The sequence below is a fragment of the Neisseria animalis genome (assembly GCF_900636515.1).
Taxonomy (GTDB): domain Bacteria; phylum Pseudomonadota; class Gammaproteobacteria; order Burkholderiales; family Neisseriaceae; genus Neisseria; species Neisseria animalis.
The window spans coordinates 1,893,143-1,910,863 of record NZ_LR134287.1; the positions used below are offsets into that span (position 1 = coordinate 1,893,143).

Below are 17,721 nucleotides of genomic sequence, written 5' to 3' on the forward strand. Positions count from 1 at the left end.
CAAGCTCTCAACCTTTCAATAATTCCAGTACCCAAGCCAATGCGCCTGCGCTCAGGCTGTTTTTGAAACGCTCGTTTTTCATCATTTCTTTCAACGCGACCCGTGCAATGTCGGGATGGACTGCTTGGGCTTTGTCGACGGCTACCTGCGCCATGCGGCTGAGCATGGTTTTGCCCTGATTGGCGTTGAAACCGGCATTGGGGGCAACGAACTGCCTGCCGATGCGGATACCGGTGCGTCGGGCGTGGCGTTGCTCGCCGGTAAAGCGGTTTTCGCCGATGTCTACGGTGATGGTTTCAAGTTCGGGGCTTGGCAGCACTTTGTCCCGGCCGCGTTCGGCGGATAAGGGGCGCACACGGCAGCGGCAGCGGTAATCCAGCGGCGGATAGAGGCTGTCCCACACCGGGTCGTCGGCGCGGTATATCCTGCCGTGCAGCAGGCGGTGGGTTTCGCGGGTGCGGCTGTCGTTGACGGCGATATATTCCCAATAGGGATGGGTATCCGCCGCTTCTTTCATTTGAACATACCGGCCTGCCATATAGGCCGACTGCATATTGGTCATATAGATGGTTTTCAGGCGGTGCGGGCTGCCGAGCATGGCCGTCTGAAATTCTCCGGTATCGGGATTCGGCACTTCCTGCCGTCCCCACCAGCCTTTGCGCTGCAAGACGGGCGTGATTTCTTGGCTGAACTGCTCCGGCGTTTGGCCTGTTTCGGCGGCTTTGACCACCGCGCTGTAAATATCGTTGGCCACGTCCATGCCTGCGGTTTTGGCAACGGTAAACGCGGTGGCGTGCGCGTCGTCCAGCATATCCTGCCAGTCCCACGATACCGCTACGCCTTTCTGCTTCAGATAGGCAACGGCGGCTTCGGGCTTCATCTCAAATACGGCTTTGATATCTTCGGGATTCATTGCACCAGCTCCTCTGCGGCTTCAATCCTGCCGACCAGTTCGGATAAAAAAATCAGCCGTGCCAACTCTTCCTGCAAGGCGGTGTCGTCCATATTCGGGTAAGCCGCCGCCAAGCGGTCGAGCAGGTTTTCGGCGGTTTCGCCCTGCTGCAAATCGGCCATCAATGCGGCGGTCAGGGCTTGGCTCTGCGCGTTCAGACGGCCTGCATCGGGAGTAAGTGTGTCGATGACCATGCCTGCATCGGCGAAGTGTTCCGTTTCGGCAAAATCCAAAGGCGTTGCGGTTTTCAGGCCGTCCGAATGCTCCGGCGTTTCCACATTTCCCACCACGGCAATGTCTTCATCACTCAGATTATAGGCACGCTTCCAATAGCTTTCGCTCAGGCGCACGCCGCAGGCGGTGAGGATTTGGTCGCGTTCGGCCTGCTCTTTGCCGCCTTCGGATTCTTCAAACAAGACGAACTTAGGCCGCACCTCGTCCGTGCCGAAATTCAGGTCGCACACCCAGCCGATCAGTTCGTTCAGACAACTTTCGACAATGCGGCAGTCGCTGTCGCGGATGTCTTGGGTCACTTCCAAGCCCGCCGTCGCGCTGGCGTGGTTGGTGTCTTTTTCGGTGGTTTGGTCTTGGCCGAGCAGCGCGATGGCGATTTCGGAACGGCAGTAGCGGATAAAGCGGTCGTACACGTCCGCACTGCCCTGTTTGCCGGCGGCTTCTTTGATTTCGACGCTGGAATCGTTCGGAATGCTGGCCACAGCGTTGCCGATAAGCTGTTCGAGTGCGTCCAAGAGTTTGTCGGTATCGGCAGGTGTGTTGCTGCGCGGTTCTTTGCCGATAATCCACGGTGCGCCGAATTTCTCGGCGAACTCCGCCCAGAATTTCAAACCGCCGCGCTTGAACACGGTCGGCCAATACACGCTGGCCAAGTCGCCCGTGCCGTAGGGGTTGGTATAGCTGGCGTTTTGCGTGGGGCAAAGGAATTTATAGTCGGGCAGCGGCTCGTTGCCGTCTGAAAAATAGCGGCTGAAATGCAGACGGCCTTCGTCGTCGAAATGAAACCACTCCTGCGGCTTGGCTTCGATTTCGGACGGCAGCCACAGCTTATCCTGCCGCCATACCACTTCAATCGGCTGGTAACCGAACAATGCGGCATCAAGGATTTGGTTGATGAGGCGGTATAAATCCAAACCGTCAAACAGCGCGGCCACCGCTTCGGCGGTTTTGGGGGCAACGCTGTCATCGTCCAGCCGCCAGTCCATGCCCGCCACGGCGGCTTTGCGGCGGCGTACATGGCCGGCGACAATCGGGTCGGACAGCAGTTCGCGATAGACAGCGATGTCTTTATCGAGTTTTTTTAACACGGGGTCGGGATTGGGCAGCCAGCCGCCGAAGCCGCCTACGCCCATAAAGCGTTGTGCGGCGGCGATATGGGCGGTAAGGTTGTCGGCATTGAGGGCGACTTTGCCGGCGGGGGTTTTGAGTTTGAAATGGGGCTTTTTCATTTGCAGACGGCCTCAATATCGAATCATTGTTTTACGGATTTTGCCGCAGACACGGCAGCGTTGAATAAAGCATCGTGCGGGCGGCAAACGGTCTTTTTCGTTTTCAAATACGCTGACTTGGTCGATTAGCTCGAATGTGTGCAATCCGAATAAGGAATGGAACAGTCTCATCTTAATATCCTCCGGTCAGACGGCTTCTGCGCCGTACATTGCGGCTGGTAACGCGCACCGGGCCGGTATCTTCATGCGCCGCGTTCAATGCCAAGAAACACGCCCATGTGCGGTCGGCGTGGCCGTTGGCATCGCTTTCGGCCACAAAACGCGGTGCGCCGGTGGCGGAGGTGGTTTTTTGCAGCTTGTGCAAATCGGTGCGCAGCTCTTGGTTAATCGGAATGCGGATTTTTTTGTCTTCAAACGCTTCTTTACCGATGGAGGCCATCGCCAGCTTGGAAGCGGAGGTAAACAGCACGCCTTCCACGCGGCTTTCGCCGTGCCGCCGCTGCGCGTCTTCGACGGGCTTTTCGCCCATGCCGGTTTTATCCATGCAGCAGCGGATGACGCGGTAGCGGTCGAACACATCGTCCAGTAATGCGTCCTGCTCGGCAAAGCTCGCACGGCGGCGGGTAATCAGTTCGCGCGTCCACAGCACATCGCCGACTTGCTCCAACACCCACACGACAAATAAATCGTTGCGGATGCCGATGTCCGCGCCGACAAAGCACGGGTTGCCGCCGTAGTATTCGGGCAGCCCCGCCTGTTCGTGTTCCACGCCGTGAATCAAATCATAAGAGAGCCAAGCCGATGCTTCGTCCAGCCATTGCAGCTCGAATTCCTGCGCCCATGCGTCGGGGTCGTTCAGACCGGCTTTGAGTTGTGCGGTGTCGCGCGGCAGGCCGTCTGCAACGGCTTGGTAAATGTCGACGATGTGGCGGCTCCACTCTTTATTTTTATCATCGGTAACGAGTTCGTAGAATTTGTTGCCCTTGCCGTTGGGCGTGGACACCACGCGCAGCTTCCAGCCTGCGGAAATCACCGGAAACAGGGCTTTCCAAATCTCGCGGCTGTCTTTGTGGAAGGCGAATTCGTCCAAAAACACATTGGCGGAGAAGCCGCGGGCGGTGTCGGGATTGGCGGGCAGCGCGGTGATTTTGCTGCCGCCGGGCAGCACCACTTCCAGCGCGTTGGTGGCGGCATCAAACGGTACTTGCAAAATCTCGCAGGCCATGCCTGCCGCTTCCAAATGGCGTTTCACGCCTTCGTTCATCGCTTCTTTGGCCTGCCGCTCGCCGCGCGACAGAATCACCCAGCGCGTGCGTTTGCCCTGCGCTTCCGCCTCCAAGCAGTCCAACACGATTTCCAGCGTGGTGGTAAAGGTTTTACCCGTCTGACGGGCAAACATCCCCACCTTGAAACGGCTGTCGTCCGCCAGCCATTTCTTTTGGTAGGGATAGAGGGTTAAGGCGGGCGAAGTCATGAGAACACTCCGTACACTTCCTGCCGGATGCGTTTGAGCGTGTCCGCATCCAAACCGCTGCCCTGTTTGGCGGATTCGGCTTCCAGTTCGGCGAATTTGCGTGCCATTTTGTCTTGCAGGGCCGTCTGAAACTGTTTCAAACGGGTGGTGGCGGAAATCAGCGGGGCGATGTTTTTGGCGGTCGCCGCCATCATGCCCAGCCGCTCGGCGGCTTCCATATCGTTTTGTTCGCCCACTTCCACCAGCGCGTTGAACAATTCGTCCTGAATCATCGCCGTAAGGGCGGCAGAAAGTTTGTTGTCGTCATCGGCGGCTTTTTCCGCCAACAGCCGCGCTGCTTCGGTGCTGGCCTTGATGGATTTGAACCGCTTTTCCACTTTCTGCCCGTAGCGGTGCGCCGCCGAGCGGCTGATTTCGTAGCCCTGCGCCTGCAACCATCCGGCCAAAGCCTGATAATCGGCAAAACCGTTTTCCACCAGCTTTCGTTCAAACTCGTGGCGCACGGCTTCGGGCAGCTGTTCGACTGTACTTCTGCGTGCCATATCAAGCCCACACTTTCTCGGGTCGGGCGATGCCGGGGCGGCATTCGACCGTGTATTCGGCGATGTCCACGCCCAAGCTGGTCAAGTCGGCAAACCATAAGCCGTGCGGCGTTTTGCTCACGTCCACCAGCTTGCGGTCGGCCAGATAGTCGAGCTGCTGGCGCAATTCCAGCGCGGTGGTTTGCGGGTAAATCGCATTCATGATGTCGAGCAGAAAGGTTTCCGCCGTGGTGTGCGGACGGGCTTTGTTCAGTGTATTAAGAATCTGCCAGCGCATGCCTTCGCGCCGCTGCTTGGCCATCAATTCTTCGCTAATCATTTTTTTGGCTCTCCATCTTGTAAATCTCGGTCAGCTTCTCGCTGATTTTGTCGATTTTGGCTTCCAGCACCACTTGGTTGCGGATGTAGTCTTCGCGCAAAACATAGGTCATCGGCAAGGCTGCGGAAAACTCGCCAAGCGTCCGCTCCATCTGCTCCACTTTGCTCTGCAGGCGTTCGTACTGCTTCTGCCGCTCAGCCTGCTGCGCCTGAAACTGAGCCAGCAGCATTTTGCCGAATCCCCAGCAGACGCCCAGAAACGAGAGCAGGAAGCCGACCAACTGCCAAAACTCAATACTGATAAAGGTTTTATTGTCCATTACGGCCACCCGCGTTCGAAATATTCCTGACACAGCACGCAGCGGGTGCAGCCCCGGACGGCCTGCCGCCGCGCTTCGGGAATGGTATCGCCGCAGTCTTCGCATTCGTACGTGCTCGCGTCCACGGTTTCAAACCGCCTGGCCTTATAGAGGGCTTCGGCCAAAAAGACGGCTTCGTTTTCAGCGGCTTTGTCGATAATGTCGGTCATTTGCTGTTCTCTTGCTCATACCACGCCTGCCAGCCGGAAACCTGATATTCCAGCTTCTGCACATACGCTCCGAGGCGTACGGCGTGGTCTAACAGTTGTTGGGGTGAGCCGCCGCCCAGACGCTCGGGGCGTTCGTGAACGAGCAGCAGCTCGGAAGATACCGGCGGCATTTCCGCCTTTTCGATTACCTTAATCGGCGTGGCCGAGGGCGCGGTTGTAGAGGCGCACGCTGTCAGAGCCAATGCCGTTAAAACCGCCGCCGTCTTTTTGTACCGTTTCATCAATCTGTTTCTCCAATTGCGCCGCTTGGCGGTCGATTTCTTGGTAGGCCGCCGCCAGATCACGGCTTTGCTGTTGGGCAAAGTCCATCCACTTTTGCTTTTCGGCGGCGGCTTCGGCGAGCTTGGCCGCGTATTGCTGCTCGGCAGCCAGAGCCGAAGCCTGATAAGTGGCGATGATTTCGGCTTTATCGGCATCCGCCTGTTTTGCCGCAGCCTGATAACCGCAGAAATACAGAGCCGACACCGCCGCCACCAGCAGCAAAGTTGAAATCAAGGTTTGCCACACCGGGCTAAGCGTTTTCCACATCGTCTTTACCTTTGTTGATTTGCGCCACTTGGGGAATGGCCGCAATGCCGCGCTTGATTAAGGCGTAGCCGCCGACCATCGCGCCGTATGCCCACCACAGCCACTCGGGGGCTTCGGGGGTTTGGGCGAATTTGACGGTCATCGCTGCGGCAGCCACGTTTGCCCACAGCTTGGTATGCGAGATTTGCCCGGTGGCGGGGTTGACAATCAGGCCGGAGAGCCATTTAAGCAGTTTCATTTACACCCCCAGCATCGATTTCAAAGCCGCTTCGCTCGGAATAAACACCACACCGAGCAACGCAACAATCATCAACGTATCGCTAAAATCCCATTTGCGGCGCACTAAAATCAGAAAATGGTTTTTCAGAAAAAACATCCGGAAAACGAAAGCGATGACATACAGCCAAAGATAGCCGTTACAAATGACGTCAACGGCGTGAATAATATCGATTAACCAAAGTTTCATTTTTTCAAACGGCCTTATGCTTCATTTTTAGAAAAGCCGCCTGCCAAATTCAGTCGCGGCAGCTTGTACCGACTGTCGAGCGGGTGGCGCGGCGCGCCTTTTTCGGACGGCCACACATAGGCCGTAACGCGGCTGCGCGGGAATTTGGCAATGCTGACCTTATTACCCTGATTGCCGCCCAGCACCATCAGGTTGCCTTGGGCGTCCTGACCGACCACAAAGCCCACATGACCGCCGCCCTGGCGTTCTAACACCACGATGCAGCCATAGGCCGGTTGCTTTAAGCGCGTGCCTGCCTCTGCCCATGCCTTGGCACGGTACCAATGCTTGGGCAGTCCGCGGCCCGTGCTGCGGCAGCAATGCGCCACAAACGTACCGCACCAAGGCGTTTCGTCATCGCGCCACCACGCATTTAAAGCGGCTAACCAGTTGATGATGGTCGGGTTGTGTTTTTTACCGGGAATCTCGGCAAGGCCGATATGGCGGCGGGCTTCCGCCACCCACGGCAGCTCGGTTTTGATAGACATGAAAAAAATCCCTGTAACTGAATAATCGGTTACAGGGATTTTGGCAAAAGGCTGTTTGAAAGGATTTTAAACGGCTTTAAAAATTACTTTTGGACATGAGACAGATAGAACTCACAAATGGCTTTTAAGGCTTGGGTCCGGCTACCGCCTGCCAGTTTGACGGCTTCGTCAATCAAATCCAAATCGGCGGCATGGCCTTTAATCAAAAACTGACGGTATTCTCCGCTTTCCAGCTTCTCTCTGTTAAATTCGGCAGCGGTTTGGGCGCGTAGGCGGCGGCTGTGGTCGGTTAGATTTGCCATTGGAAATCCTTTGTGGTATAAATGTTTTAAGAAAGTTCGGGAGATGAGGCGGTGTTACCACCGCCCCGGTTTGTGTTTTAATTAGTACGCTTTGCTAGAGAGAACTAATAAAATCACTAAGATTAGGATTTTAATCATCTTCATCACCTCCTTTCTTTTTCGATTCCCGCCGCTCCCAACGGCGGGTTTCTTATTTCCTAATCCATGAAACGAATTATAGTATATCTTATAAAGAAAGGCAAGCAAAAAAATAAAAAACAGCCTGAAATGTTTGGTTTCAGGCTGTCTTACAAATCAGCAAATACTTTCACAGGGAATACCGTCACCGTCCCTATCAAGACGGCGAACGCCGCATTTATTCAAATAAAATTTCGCTTCAGAGCAGGAGCTCATCTCTTTACAGAAGCGTTTTCCCGAACAGGTAAACTTCCCGCCTGTTTTAGGCATGGCATAAGACGGTTTAATCTGTTGGGTGACCATTCCCGCTTTCTTGCCGTTTCTGAACTCGCTGGGATAAATCGGATTGGGTTCAGACCAAAGGCCAAGGCTGGCAGCTCTTGCCCGCTCTTCCAAGCGGATATATTCCGTGTCTCTGACATATTTCCGATAAGCCCATGCGTAGCCTGATTTAACCATCTCCTTATTGATATTCAGACCACCGGAAAATACCTCTGCCAATGTGCGGCCATATTTATCTGCGCCATCGGTTTTAAGTGTAACGTATTGCCCATGTACCCACCTGGACAGCTTTTTACGGGCAGCACTACCAAAAGCCTGCCCGCGCTCGGGGGCATCAATCTGGTTCAACCTCACTTTGAGCTGTTTGCGTGTATCTGTCAAACAAGTCAGTGTATCGCCGTCGGCAATACCGACAACCCGGCAATGAATATCCTGCGCTGCTGCGAATGATGAAACTGCCAATAAAATCAACAATGAATATTTCATAACCGATTATCCCGCCTTGTGAACTTCAGAATCTTCGGGTTTTTTCTCTGCCCTACGGGCCATATACAAAATCATCTCTCTGTCTTTATCAGCAGCTTCGTTGAACAACTTCAGCAACTCCAGATCCTCATCGCTTAAAGCTACTTTTTCTTCCTCAGCTTTGCGGCCATAAGCAGCTTTGGGTTCTTGTAATGTATTTACCTGCAAAGAAGAGAATCTCGCAGCATATCGCGTGCCCAGTTGTTCGTCTGCAATAAACGGCTCTCCAATGCCTGCAATTAACCAGTTCAAATTTACACCCAAATGAGTGCTTATTTTAAATAAACCCTCTGTATCAGGCTTACGCTCCCCACTTACATAATTCTGAGCAGTACGATATACCAATCCTGTCATTTCAGAAAAATCTTTTATTTTCAAGTTTTTAATTTTCAAAATTTCTTTCAGGCGGATATTTACACTCATTTGTTCATTTTCCTGTTGCAATATACTCATTTGTTCGTATAATATACACATATCAGCACAAATTAAACCAAACAGGCACACAAGGGGCTAAACAATGGTTAAGCGCACCTATCTTGTAACAGCTTCTTACCCTGCCTTTCGGTATTTGAAATGCGTAATCATTCTATCACAGAAAGACACTAACTTATGAGAAGACAAGCAATTGATTTTAAGCCACTTCCCTATCCGCAAACGCCTGAGACGGCGGCTGCGTGGTTTCGGAAACACGGTGTATGTAAAGCTCATTGGGCACGTTATTTCGGTTTTGAGCGTACTGTCGTAGAGCACCTACTACGGGGCAAACTCAAAGGAAACTACGGTCAAAGCCATGAGGCAGCGGTAAAGCTCGGGTTAAAAGAGTCTGTATAAAGCAGGAGCCAAATATGAAATTTAAATTAGTTAAAGCACGTTATTTTCGATTTAGGCGTCAGGCATGGGTAATAAGACCACCAGAAAAAAAGATACTTTCCGAGCAGCAGTTAAAAGAAAATTTTGCCAAGAACGGCAAAACGCTGGCTCAGTGGGCACGAGAGAACGGCTATCAGCCGCGTGAGGTTTACTTGGTTATTGGTGGGCAAAACAAAGCCAAATATGGACGGGGTTTTGAAATCGCCCGCAAGCTGGGTTTGAAATAGGAGCAGAAGATGGCAAGCAGTAAAGGCATTCGGATTTTAAAGGTCTTCAAGGCGTTGGAAGCCCACCCGATTATCGGTATCAGCAACAAAGAGATTTCAGACGGCCTCGGCATTCCGGCCAGCTATGTGAGCCGGGACTTGGACGATTTAATCAGCGAAGGCTTGGTGGTCAAATTGGATAACGGCAATTTTGCATACAGTATCAGAACCCTACAAATCGCCGAACGGTTCAGACGGCAGCAGGAACGGCTGCAAGGCAAGATTGCCGAAGTGGGCAGACGGGTTGAAGTGGACTAAACGATTTTGAAATTTCCTGACGTAAGGAAATTTGGAGATAAAAAATGAACAACGACGTAATCGAACATGAAGTTATGGATGTGGTTGCTAACCAAAACCACCAAGCTGCGCACAGCGTGATGGTGATGGAGCAATGGGGAAACGGAGAAACCTATAACGAAGAACGCTGGATTGAACGCGGACGCCAAGCAGTACGCCAAACAATGGAAGGGATGTTTGAGCTGGGCAGAGCTTTGATTATTTTAAAAGAGCATACGCAGCATGGCCGATTTATGGAAATTGTTAAGAGCCAGTTTGGTATTGGGCATAACGAAACTGCTCGTTTAATTGCCGCTACCCAACGTTTCGCGACCCCGCAAATGCAGAAAGCAGCCCCAAAGCTGATGGATTTAGGCAAATCCAAGCTGCTGGAACTGCTGGTAGAAGAAGATGTGACGCTGATTGGTTTGGCAGAAGGTGAAGAAGTTAACGGTATGACTTTGGATGATGTCGACCGTATGACAGTGCGTGAACTCCGTGCTGCCCTGCGCGAGAGCCGAGAAACGGCGGAAGCGAAAGACAAGGTCATTGCTGACAAGAATAAAAAAGTCGACGAGCTGGCGGAGAAGCTGGAAAAAAGCAAAAAAACCGTGAAAGAACCGGACGCGGCGGATGTGGGCAGCGAGCTTGCCATGCGTCTGACCAGCCTGGAAGTGGGCATCCGCTCGCAGGTCAGCCGCCTGAAAGAGATGTTCGAGCAGATGAACGCGCATACGGAGGCGCACGGTATCGACCACCGCGCCAAGATGGTCGGCACCATCAATCAGATTATTTTGGATTGCGAAACCCTGCGCTCGTCTTTCGCGCTGCCGCAAGATGCGCCGACGGACGATATGCCGGAGTGGTTGAAGCAGGAGGATTGAGATGAATCCCGCATTAAACGAGCGGCTTACTGCTGTGGCCACCCATGCGGACACGCTGGGGCGCGGCGACAAGTCGGCCTATTTGAAGCAGCAGGCGGCGGAATTGGGCATGAGTTTGGCCACGCTCTACCGCAAGCTGGAGGCGGTGGCGGTCAAACCGAGCCGCAAGCGGCGCAGCGATGCGGGCAGGTCGGAACTGAGCCTTGACGAAGCCAAATTGATTTCGTCGGCTCTGATGGAAGCCATGCGGCGCAACGGCAAGCGGCTGATGGCGGTACGGCAGGCGGTGGAAATGCTGCGCGCCAACGGCAAAATCGAAGCGGCGCGGATTGACGAAGAAACGGGCGAAGTGCTGCCCTTATCGGAATCGACCATTATCCGGGCGTTGCGCGAATACCGGCTGCACCCCGACCAGCTTTTGCAGCCCGACCCTATGAACCGCATGAAGTCGGAACACCCGAACCATTGCTGGCAAATCGACCCGAGTTTGTGCGTGCTGTATTACCTGCCGCGCCAAGGAAAGGACACGGGGCTGCGGGTGATGAAAGAGGAAGAGTTTTACAAAAACAAACCGAAAAACGTGGTGAAGATTGAGCAAGACCGCGTATGGCGCTATACCGGCACCGACCACGCCAGCGGCGCGATTGTTGCCCGCTACTACTTCGGCGGCGAGACTTCGGCCAACCTCTGCGACTTTTTCATCTACATGATGCAGGCCAAAGAAGACATCGGCAAAGACCCGTTTCGCGGCGTACCGCGCATGGTGATGCTCGACCCGGGCAGCGCGAATACTTCGGCAGCATTCAAAAATCTGTGCAAATCGCTGGATGTGCATGTGCAGATTAACAAGCCGGGCAATCCGCGGGCGAAAGGCCAGGTGGAAAAAGGCAACGATATTGTGGAAACGGCGTTTGAAAGCGGCCTGCGCTTTACCGAGGTGGCCGACATCGACCAACTCAACGCGATGGCGGAACGCTGGATGCGCTACTACAACGGCACGCAAATCCACAGCCGCCACGGCCTGACCCGCTATCAGGCTTGGAACAGAATCAAGGCGGAGCAGCTGGTTTTGCCGCCCCCTGCGGAATATTGCAGGGAGTTGGCTCTCAGCGCGCCGAAAGAGGCAAAGGTATCGTCCGATTTGGAAATCCGCTTCGGCGGCCGCTATTACAGCGTGAAAGACATTCGGGGCGTATTGGTCGGGCAGAAACTGTTGGTGGCCAAGAACCCTTGGGAAACCGACGGCGCACGGGTGGCAACCTATGATGCCGATGGCAACGAAATCTGGCAGGCAGTACCGCAGATTGAGTTTGACGAAATGGGCTTCCGAGCCGATGCCGCAGTTATCGGGGCGGAATACAAAGGCCGGATCGATACCGTCGCGCAGCAACATGCCAAGGAGCTGGACAAATTGGCGATGGGCGCGGACACATTGGAAGAAGCGGCGGCCAAACGCAAAGGTAAGGCCGTACCGTTTAACGGCGAAATCGACCCCTACAAACATCAGGAAGATACGCTGGCCGCACGCAATACGCTGTATCTGCCGAAACAAGGCACGCAGATGGAATACAACCGTATGGAAGTAGCCGAGCAGGTGCTCTCCAAGGTGGAAATGGCCAAGCTGTTGAAACCGCGCATCGAAGCCGCGGGCGGCGATTGGAAACAGGCGGTCAGGATGCTTCAGACGGCCTATCCGCAAGGCATAGAAGCAAGCAGATTGGACGAGGCGTTCGATAAATTGATGAATGCAGGCCGTCTGAAAATTCACAGAACGGGAAGCTTATGAAAGCAGCGTTTAAACAAATCGGCAAATCCTATGCTGCCGCTGCCGCCGAAATCGGCTGCAGCAAGCCGATGTTGGTAGCGGTGGTGAACCACGGGAACTGGCCGAAAAAAGGCGCAAACGAATTGCGCGAAAAACTGAAGCAGTATTTTGAAAAGAATGGTGCGGACATCCCAGCGAGCCTGAGAAACGAGCCGGAAGCCGCACCTGCCCACCCTAATGAAAGCGAGGACAAAGAGATGTTACTACGAAAAGCGAAAATCAACCAAGCCGCCAAACAGCATTTCGGGCTGGTGCGCGACCCGTTCCACGATGAAATCCAGTCTGCCGATGATGTGTTTATGACCCCCGATGTGCGCTATGTACGCGAGGCGATGTTTCAGACGGCCTGCCACGGCGGCTTTGTGGCGGTGGTGGGCGAAAGCGGCGCGGGCAAATCGACCCTGCGCGAAGATTTGCAAGACCGCATCAACCGCGAAGGCCGCCAGATTGTGCTGATTGAGCCGTATGTGTTGGCGATGGAAGACAACGACCAGAAAGGCAAAACGCTCAAGGCGGTGCATATTGCCGAAGCGATTTTGGAAGCGGTATCGCCGGGCAGCAGCCCGAAACGCAGCCCCGAAGCGCGTTTCCGCCAAATCCACCGCGCCTTGCAGGAAAGCGCGAAGGCGGGCAACAAGCATTTGCTCTTAATCGAAGAAGCGCACGGCCTGCCGCTGCCGACGCTGAAGCACCTGAAACGCTTTTTTGAATTGAAATCGGGCTTCGAGCGGCTGTTGGGCATTGTGCTAATCGGGCAGACCGAGCTGGCGCAGAAGCTCAGCGAAAACAATCCGGCTGTCCGCGAGGTGGTGCAGCGTTGCGAAGTGGTGACGCTCCTGCCGCTGACCGACGGCAAATTGGAAGGTTATCTGAAGCACAAGTTTGCCCGCGCCGGAGCGGACGTTACCCAAATTCTGGCACAGTCGGCCATCGACGCTGTAGCGGAGCGGCTGACGGTAAAAAGCCGCAGCAGCAAAGGCACGGAGCTGCACAGCCTGCTCTATCCGCTGGCGGTTAACAACTTGGTATCTGCGGCGATGAATCAGGCGGCGGAGCTGGGCTTCGATACGGTAGACGGCGATGTGGTGCGGGGTGTGTGATGAGCGCGAAACGATTGATTACCGCCTATATCCTGCTGCTGTGGCTGGCGGTGTTGGCGATATTTTCTGCCTGCTCCCCGCAGGGTGCGGCGGCGGCAGAAGCGGCGGAGGCACACGAGGCTTGGGAAAAGGTGTACGGCGGTATGAATGAGGCCGAATTGATGGCGGGCGTGGTGTATGAGCCGATTGGAGGGTGTGATGAAGATTGAGCGGGATTACGGCAGGATTAAGGCCAAAGTGTGGCGCGAGCGCAGCGGCTGCGTATGCTGCGAGCTGTCGGATACGCAGGGGGTGTTTATTTTGCTGCTGGTATCGGCGGATGCCCTGGAAGAAGAAGCCGATGTGGTGGCTCAGGCATTGCGCTGTTTGAGCAGCGAAGATTTGAGAAAGGCGGCTTGAGATGGGAGCCAAAATCTACGCGCTGTACAAAGGGGAAAACTTGATTGATACGGGTACGGTTTACCAGTTGGCCAAACGGCAGAATGTGCAGGTCAAAACCATACGTTATTACCAAACCCCGAATTACCAAAAACGCAATCACGGCCATAACCATCGGGTTCTGGTTTTACTGGAAGGAGATTGAGCCATGAAACTACGCTGCCCCGCCTGCGGCGCGGCCATGAGCTTGGAGGTATTGATTGCCCATGACGACGCACGCGAAGCCTTGATTGCGCTGACGGGCATTTCCGACGAACTGACCCGCGCCATGCTCAAGTATCTGACCCTGTTTCGGCCGTCTGAAAAAGATTTGAGCTTTGCCCGTGTAGCCAAGCTGCTCGGGGAGCTGCTGCCGATGATACGGGCGGGGGAAATCAGCCGCGGCAGAAAAGCCTACCCCGCGCCGAGGGAAGCATGGATTTGGGCGGCCGGCCGCTGCCTCGAAGCCCGCGACAAAGGCCGCTTGACCCCGCCTCTGTCGTCGCACGGCTTCCTGCTGGAAAACATCACATTCTGGCAGCCTGAAGCAACGGCGGTAATGTCCGCGGCAGAGCGGCAGCCCCGTACTGCGGCGGCGGAGCAGAGCAAGCTGCGCGACGGGGTCGGCGGGTTGATGGCATGGGCGAACGGAGCGGGAGATGACGGATGACTGGCTGAAACGGGAAATCGCGCGGGGTTTTACGCTTTTGGCCGCGCTGAACCTGAAAGGCCGCCCCGCCGCCAAAGATTTGACCGCCGTCGCCCAAGTGTGGCACGGGCTGCTGATGAAGCAGGAGTGGCAGCCCGAACGCGATACCCCGCGTATCCGGGCGGCGTTTGAGGCAATCGCGGCCACATCAGGCGAATGGCCGAACCCCGTAGATTTAAACAAACACCTGCCGCAGATACCTGTGAAGATGGTGCCGAGGCTGGAACGGAAGCACGTTAAAACACCTTATGCCGCCGAAGTAATGGCGGAAATCAAAAGCCGTCTGAAAAACGCACCCGTATCGAATCGGAACTGGATGCACACGCCGAAAAGCCGGACGGTGGATGAATGCAAACGGATTTATGCCGAAAGGCAGAAAGAGAAAAATCCTTCCGAAAAAAAGTTTGAAAACAGACAATGAAAGGAAAAAAAATGACGCAAGAAATTAAATTTGATGGAAATTTGTTGCGGGTCTGGGAAGTAGCCGAGCGGTTAAGCATTTCCACCGCCGCAGTTTGGTACAAAACCAATCCGAACAACCGCCGATATGACCCCGATTTTCCCAAACCAATCAAAGTATCTTCCAATGTAACAGGATGGATTGAGCAGGAACTTAATAATTACATCGAGATGTTGGCCGACAAGCGGAACGAACCACCAACCCATGAGGAAGCTATCCATGAAATTGAAGAACATTCTTTCGATTTGGAAGTGACGGAAAAAGACGGTCTGTTTGGTGTGAATGTTTACGGCCAGCTATGCAGTTTAACCATTTCACCGAGTTTTAAGACAAGTAACAAGGCAATCAGCAACGGGCTGAAACTGATGGCCAAACTGATATAGATATTTACGGATAAGGAAAAACAAAATGACTGATTTAACCCAATACAGACAAGACGCCAAGGGCAATTTAATCCCGCTGGCCAATATTAAAGAAACCGACCTCTTGCGCGACGAGCTGGTGATGGAAATCGTCGGCAAAGCTCAGGCGGTGCAGGAAAACATTGCCGACTTCAAACGGCAGGCGATGGACGATATTGCCGCTTTCGCCCAGCTTTCCGCAGACCGTTACGATGTGAAGCTGGGCGGCAAGAAAGGCAACATCAGCCTGCACAGCTTCGACGGCCAATACCGCGTGAATCTGGCGATTCAGGACACGCTGGTCTTCGATGAAGGGCTGCTGGCCGCCAAAGCCCTGATTGACGAATGCATCAACGAATGGACGGAAGGCAGCCGCAGCGAGCTGAAAACGCTGATTAACGCCGCTTTCCAAGTGGACAAAGAGGGCAACCTCTCCACCGCCCGCGTGCTCGGCCTGCGCCGCTTGGAGATTAAAGACCGCAAATGGCAGACGGCGATGGAGGCACTTTCAGACAGCCTGCAGGTGCATACCAGCAAGCCGTTTGTGCGCGTGTACAAGCGCGATGCGGCGGGAGCGTATCAGTTGATGAATTTGGATATTGCGAAGGTGTAGCGATGGCGAAGATTAAGATTATTTTGGAAGACACCGATACAGGCATGAAAATGTCGGCTTTCGGAGCTGCATTTGATGAGCATGCCCCTGACCTGACAGATGCCCAGCGGATGTTGGTCATGATTAAAAGGGCAATAGAAATGGCTTTGACCTGTACTGTCGGCACTCAGAATGAAACCAAACACTAAACCCGCGCGGCACGGCCTGCCGCATTTTAAAACTTGGAGCAACCCATGAATAAAACCGAACTGATTGCCGCGATTGCCGAACAATCCGGCCTGACCAAAGCGGATGCAACCCGCGCATTACAGGCGTTCGAATGCGCCGTGATTGGCGAGCTGGCGGGTGGCGGCGAAGTGGCGTTGACCGGCTTCGGCACCTTCCGCGCCGTCAAAGTCGAAGCGCGCAACGGCCGCAATCCTAAAACGGGCGAAGCCATTTTACTGCCGGCGCATACCGCCCCGAAATTCAAAGCGGGCAAGGCTTTGAAAGATGCGGTCAATCCGTAAGGCCGCCCCCGCGCAAATGCCGTCTGGAATATTTCAGGCGGCATTTTTTTATTTGCCATCCCATTATTTTGCGGATAGAATAATTTATAACAACCTGATTATTAATGTAAAAAGTGCAACGCTGTTGCACTTTTTAAGAGTTGGGACGAAACAAGAATGGAAACCGCCACCCAAAAACGCAGCCGCCTGATTAAGCTCCTGCACGTTGCCAAGCCCAAGCTAATGATGGCCGATGGGGACTACCGCTGCCTGCTGGCCAATGTGTCGCAGGGTAAAACCAGCAGCACCAAATTGTCGTTGGAAGAGCTGGAGCTGGCTCTGCGGGCGATGAAGGCGCGGGGTTTTGTGGTGGCGGTCAAACCTCAGGGCAGCCGCGCGGATATTCCGGTGTTCGAGCCGCAGGAAGATATGGCCGGGCAGGTTAAAAAAATCCGCGCCTTGTGGCTGGAGCTGCACTGTTTGGGCGCGGTACGCAATCCGTCGGAGCTGGCTCTGGCCAAATTTGTGAAGCGGATGACGGGTGTGGATTATCAGGGTTGGTTGGACGTAGATAATGCGTCAAGGGTGATTGAGCATTTGAAGAAATGGGTTTTACGGGTCGGAGGTACGGTATGAGCGTAGCAGATAACAAACGGGCGGCTGAATTGATGGCCGATATGGAAGAACAGATTACGGCATGTTTGGTGTCGGTGTCGAACACAGACCGGCAGACCGCACGAATCACGGCGCGGCAGGTATCGGCGCATATCAGCAAGCATTGGGGCGGCCAGCTTTTGTATATCCCCAAAAACCATTTGGGCAAGCTCGATGAGCGCGATGCGGAAATCTGGCGCAAGTTCGACGGCACAAACCACGCCGAGCTGGCGCGTGAGTTTGATTTGACCATGCAGCAGATTTACAAGATTGTGCGCGATGCGGCGGCTTATCATCGGGCGAAACGGCAGATTGATTTGTTCGCTTCGTAGCCTTCCAAGCGCAATAGCGGTCAGGTTTTGTCCTGACCGCTTTTATATTGCGTTTCTCGGAGTGGTCGGGGGTTTGCCTACCCTGCAGCCGAAACGCGCTTAAAACGCAAATTTGGGGCTTTTTTAAAACCGGCGGCAGGCGGCCTGATTTTGCACCGTGTTTTTAGGTGGTGCATTTTTAGATACCCGTCGGGTGGCTCAATTTCAGACCACAACTGTGGCTCAATTTTGCACCACATTTTTTAAGTGGTGCACTTTTAGATGCCTGTTTGCCGTCTGAA

Annotated in this window: 32 protein-coding genes; 17 read left to right on the plus strand and 15 right to left on the minus strand. The window is 54.2% G+C overall.

All coding sequences use genetic code 11. The features are described 5' to 3' along the window. Nucleotides 1–7: 7 nt before the first annotated feature. From EL111_RS08665 to EL111_RS08735, 15 genes are all read right to left on the minus strand, one after another. On the minus strand, nucleotides 8–913 hold the full coding sequence (locus tag EL111_RS08665) for a phage head morphogenesis protein (protein ID WP_123796440.1): 906 nt from the start codon (nucleotides 911–913) through the stop codon (nucleotides 8–10). Then, nucleotides 910–2,415, minus strand: coding sequence for a DUF935 domain-containing protein (locus tag EL111_RS08670; RefSeq protein ID WP_126325854.1), 1,506 nt, complete (start codon nucleotides 2,413–2,415; stop codon nucleotides 910–912). Before EL111_RS08670 ends, EL111_RS08665 begins: the two co-directional genes overlap by 4 nt. Before the next feature lie 172 nt (nucleotides 2,416–2,587). Next, entirely contained in the window at nucleotides 2,588–3,889 is a 1,302-nt protein-coding gene (locus EL111_RS08675; RefSeq protein WP_066079429.1) for a terminase large subunit domain-containing protein, read from the minus strand. Continuing rightward, complete coding sequence (locus tag EL111_RS08680) at nucleotides 3,886–4,431, minus strand: DUF3486 family protein (RefSeq protein WP_066079426.1); 546 nt, start codon at nucleotides 4,429–4,431, stop codon at nucleotides 3,886–3,888. Before EL111_RS08680 ends, EL111_RS08675 begins: the two co-directional genes overlap by 4 nt. Nucleotide 4,432: 1 nt before the next feature. Then, complete coding sequence (locus EL111_RS08685; protein ID WP_066079422.1) at nucleotides 4,433–4,750, minus strand: hypothetical protein; 318 nt, start codon at nucleotides 4,748–4,750, stop codon at nucleotides 4,433–4,435. After that, the gene (locus EL111_RS08690; protein WP_066079419.1) at nucleotides 4,743–5,069 is read right to left on the minus strand and encodes a TrbJ/VirB5 family protein; all 327 of its coding nucleotides are present in this window, start codon (nucleotides 5,067–5,069) and stop codon (nucleotides 4,743–4,745) included. The genes EL111_RS08685 and EL111_RS08690 overlap by 8 nt, the downstream gene beginning before the upstream one ends. Next, a complete protein-coding gene (locus EL111_RS08695; RefSeq protein WP_066079416.1) occupies nucleotides 5,069–5,278 on the minus strand; it encodes a TraR/DksA family transcriptional regulator in 210 nt (69 codons plus the stop codon). Before EL111_RS08695 ends, EL111_RS08690 begins: the two co-directional genes overlap by 1 nt. Further along, a complete protein-coding gene (locus EL111_RS10750; RefSeq protein ID WP_162842978.1) occupies nucleotides 5,275–5,448 on the minus strand; it encodes a hypothetical protein in 174 nt (57 codons plus the stop codon). Before EL111_RS10750 ends, EL111_RS08695 begins: the two co-directional genes overlap by 4 nt. A 19-nt stretch (nucleotides 5,449–5,467) precedes the next feature. After that, a complete protein-coding gene (locus tag EL111_RS08705; protein ID WP_066079412.1) occupies nucleotides 5,468–5,866 on the minus strand; it encodes a hypothetical protein in 399 nt (132 codons plus the stop codon). Beyond that, complete coding sequence (locus EL111_RS08710; protein WP_115225457.1) at nucleotides 5,850–6,104, minus strand: hypothetical protein; 255 nt, start codon at nucleotides 6,102–6,104, stop codon at nucleotides 5,850–5,852. Before EL111_RS08710 ends, EL111_RS08705 begins: the two co-directional genes overlap by 17 nt. Next, nucleotides 6,105–6,332 (minus strand): hypothetical protein, encoded by a 228-nt coding sequence (locus tag EL111_RS08715; RefSeq protein WP_066081431.1) that lies wholly within the window; start codon nucleotides 6,330–6,332, stop codon nucleotides 6,105–6,107. 14 nt (nucleotides 6,333–6,346) lie between these two features. Then, the gene (locus EL111_RS08720; protein ID WP_066081436.1) at nucleotides 6,347–6,859 is read right to left on the minus strand and encodes an NlpC/P60 family protein; all 513 of its coding nucleotides are present in this window, start codon (nucleotides 6,857–6,859) and stop codon (nucleotides 6,347–6,349) included. Nucleotides 6,860–6,942: 83 nt separating this feature from the next. Further along, complete coding sequence (locus EL111_RS08725) at nucleotides 6,943–7,161, minus strand: hypothetical protein (protein WP_066081496.1); 219 nt, start codon at nucleotides 7,159–7,161, stop codon at nucleotides 6,943–6,945. 294 nt (nucleotides 7,162–7,455) lie between these two features. Then, the gene (locus tag EL111_RS08730) at nucleotides 7,456–8,106 is read right to left on the minus strand and encodes a thermonuclease family protein (RefSeq protein WP_115225497.1); all 651 of its coding nucleotides are present in this window, start codon (nucleotides 8,104–8,106) and stop codon (nucleotides 7,456–7,458) included. 6 nt (nucleotides 8,107–8,112) lie between these two features. After that, nucleotides 8,113–8,568 carry a helix-turn-helix domain-containing protein gene (locus EL111_RS08735; RefSeq protein ID WP_162842979.1) on the minus strand — a complete coding sequence of 152 codons (456 nt, stop codon included), beginning with the start codon at nucleotides 8,566–8,568 and terminating at the stop codon, nucleotides 8,113–8,115. 186 nt (nucleotides 8,569–8,754) lie between these two features. Between EL111_RS08735 and EL111_RS08740 the strand changes: the two genes are divergently transcribed. The 17 genes from EL111_RS08740 to EL111_RS08820 all read left to right on the plus strand — a co-directional run bounded on the left by EL111_RS08740 (nucleotide 8,755) and on the right by EL111_RS08820 (nucleotide 17,440). Continuing rightward, the gene (locus tag EL111_RS08740) at nucleotides 8,755–8,976 is read left to right on the plus strand and encodes a DNA-binding protein (protein ID WP_082790477.1); all 222 of its coding nucleotides are present in this window, start codon (nucleotides 8,755–8,757) and stop codon (nucleotides 8,974–8,976) included. A 14-nt stretch (nucleotides 8,977–8,990) separates the two neighbouring features. Further along, nucleotides 8,991–9,242: a helix-turn-helix domain-containing protein gene (locus EL111_RS08745; RefSeq protein WP_115225461.1), complete on the plus strand. Its 252-nt coding sequence runs from the start codon at nucleotides 8,991–8,993 to the stop codon at nucleotides 9,240–9,242. 9 nt (nucleotides 9,243–9,251) lie between these two features. Beyond that, nucleotides 9,252–9,539, plus strand: coding sequence for a helix-turn-helix domain-containing protein (locus EL111_RS08750; RefSeq protein ID WP_115225462.1), 288 nt, complete (start codon nucleotides 9,252–9,254; stop codon nucleotides 9,537–9,539). 44 nt (nucleotides 9,540–9,583) lie between these two features. Further along, nucleotides 9,584–10,441, plus strand: a complete 858-nt coding sequence (locus tag EL111_RS08755; RefSeq protein ID WP_066081292.1) for a DUF3102 domain-containing protein — start codon at nucleotides 9,584–9,586, stop codon at nucleotides 10,439–10,441. A 1-nt stretch (nucleotide 10,442) separates the two neighbouring features. After that, nucleotides 10,443–12,227, plus strand: coding sequence for a TnsB C-terminal domain-containing protein (locus EL111_RS08760; protein ID WP_123795579.1), 1,785 nt, complete (start codon nucleotides 10,443–10,445; stop codon nucleotides 12,225–12,227). Next, entirely contained in the window at nucleotides 12,224–13,366 is a 1,143-nt protein-coding gene (locus EL111_RS08765) for an ExeA family protein (protein WP_066077530.1), read from the plus strand. Before EL111_RS08760 ends, EL111_RS08765 begins: the two co-directional genes overlap by 4 nt. Further along, the gene (locus tag EL111_RS08770; RefSeq protein ID WP_066077528.1) at nucleotides 13,366–13,575 is read left to right on the plus strand and encodes a hypothetical protein; all 210 of its coding nucleotides are present in this window, start codon (nucleotides 13,366–13,368) and stop codon (nucleotides 13,573–13,575) included. Before EL111_RS08765 ends, EL111_RS08770 begins: the two co-directional genes overlap by 1 nt. Further along, nucleotides 13,544–13,765 (plus strand): hypothetical protein, encoded by a 222-nt coding sequence (locus EL111_RS08775; RefSeq protein ID WP_123795580.1) that lies wholly within the window; start codon nucleotides 13,544–13,546, stop codon nucleotides 13,763–13,765. Before EL111_RS08770 ends, EL111_RS08775 begins: the two co-directional genes overlap by 32 nt. A 1-nt stretch (nucleotide 13,766) precedes the next feature. Continuing rightward, complete coding sequence (locus EL111_RS08780; RefSeq protein ID WP_066077523.1) at nucleotides 13,767–13,949, plus strand: hypothetical protein; 183 nt, start codon at nucleotides 13,767–13,769, stop codon at nucleotides 13,947–13,949. A gap of 3 nt (nucleotides 13,950–13,952) precedes the next feature. Continuing rightward, nucleotides 13,953–14,453: an HI_1489 N-terminal domain-containing protein gene (locus EL111_RS08785; protein WP_123795581.1), complete on the plus strand. Its 501-nt coding sequence runs from the start codon at nucleotides 13,953–13,955 to the stop codon at nucleotides 14,451–14,453. Further along, nucleotides 14,443–14,913: a hypothetical protein gene (locus EL111_RS08790; RefSeq protein ID WP_123795582.1), complete on the plus strand. Its 471-nt coding sequence runs from the start codon at nucleotides 14,443–14,445 to the stop codon at nucleotides 14,911–14,913. The genes EL111_RS08785 and EL111_RS08790 overlap by 11 nt, the downstream gene beginning before the upstream one ends. A gap of 11 nt (nucleotides 14,914–14,924) precedes the next feature. Next, nucleotides 14,925–15,335, plus strand: a complete 411-nt coding sequence (locus tag EL111_RS10755) for a helix-turn-helix transcriptional regulator (protein ID WP_231998378.1) — start codon at nucleotides 14,925–14,927, stop codon at nucleotides 15,333–15,335. Nucleotides 15,336–15,360: 25 nt separating this feature from the next. Further along, the gene (locus tag EL111_RS08800; RefSeq protein WP_123795583.1) at nucleotides 15,361–15,966 is read left to right on the plus strand and encodes a DUF3164 family protein; all 606 of its coding nucleotides are present in this window, start codon (nucleotides 15,361–15,363) and stop codon (nucleotides 15,964–15,966) included. A gap of 2 nt (nucleotides 15,967–15,968) precedes the next feature. After that, nucleotides 15,969–16,154 (plus strand): hypothetical protein, encoded by a 186-nt coding sequence (locus EL111_RS08805; protein ID WP_123795584.1) that lies wholly within the window; start codon nucleotides 15,969–15,971, stop codon nucleotides 16,152–16,154. 45 nt (nucleotides 16,155–16,199) lie between these two features. Next, nucleotides 16,200–16,475, plus strand: a complete 276-nt coding sequence (locus EL111_RS08810; protein WP_123795585.1) for an HU family DNA-binding protein — start codon at nucleotides 16,200–16,202, stop codon at nucleotides 16,473–16,475. Nucleotides 16,476–16,631: 156 nt separating this feature from the next. Next, entirely contained in the window at nucleotides 16,632–17,090 is a 459-nt protein-coding gene (locus EL111_RS08815) for a regulatory protein GemA (protein ID WP_123795586.1), read from the plus strand. Next, on the plus strand, nucleotides 17,087–17,440 hold the full coding sequence (locus EL111_RS08820; RefSeq protein WP_123795587.1) for a Mor transcription activator family protein: 354 nt from the start codon (nucleotides 17,087–17,089) through the stop codon (nucleotides 17,438–17,440). Before EL111_RS08815 ends, EL111_RS08820 begins: the two co-directional genes overlap by 4 nt. Nucleotides 17,441–17,721: the final 281 nt, after the last annotated feature.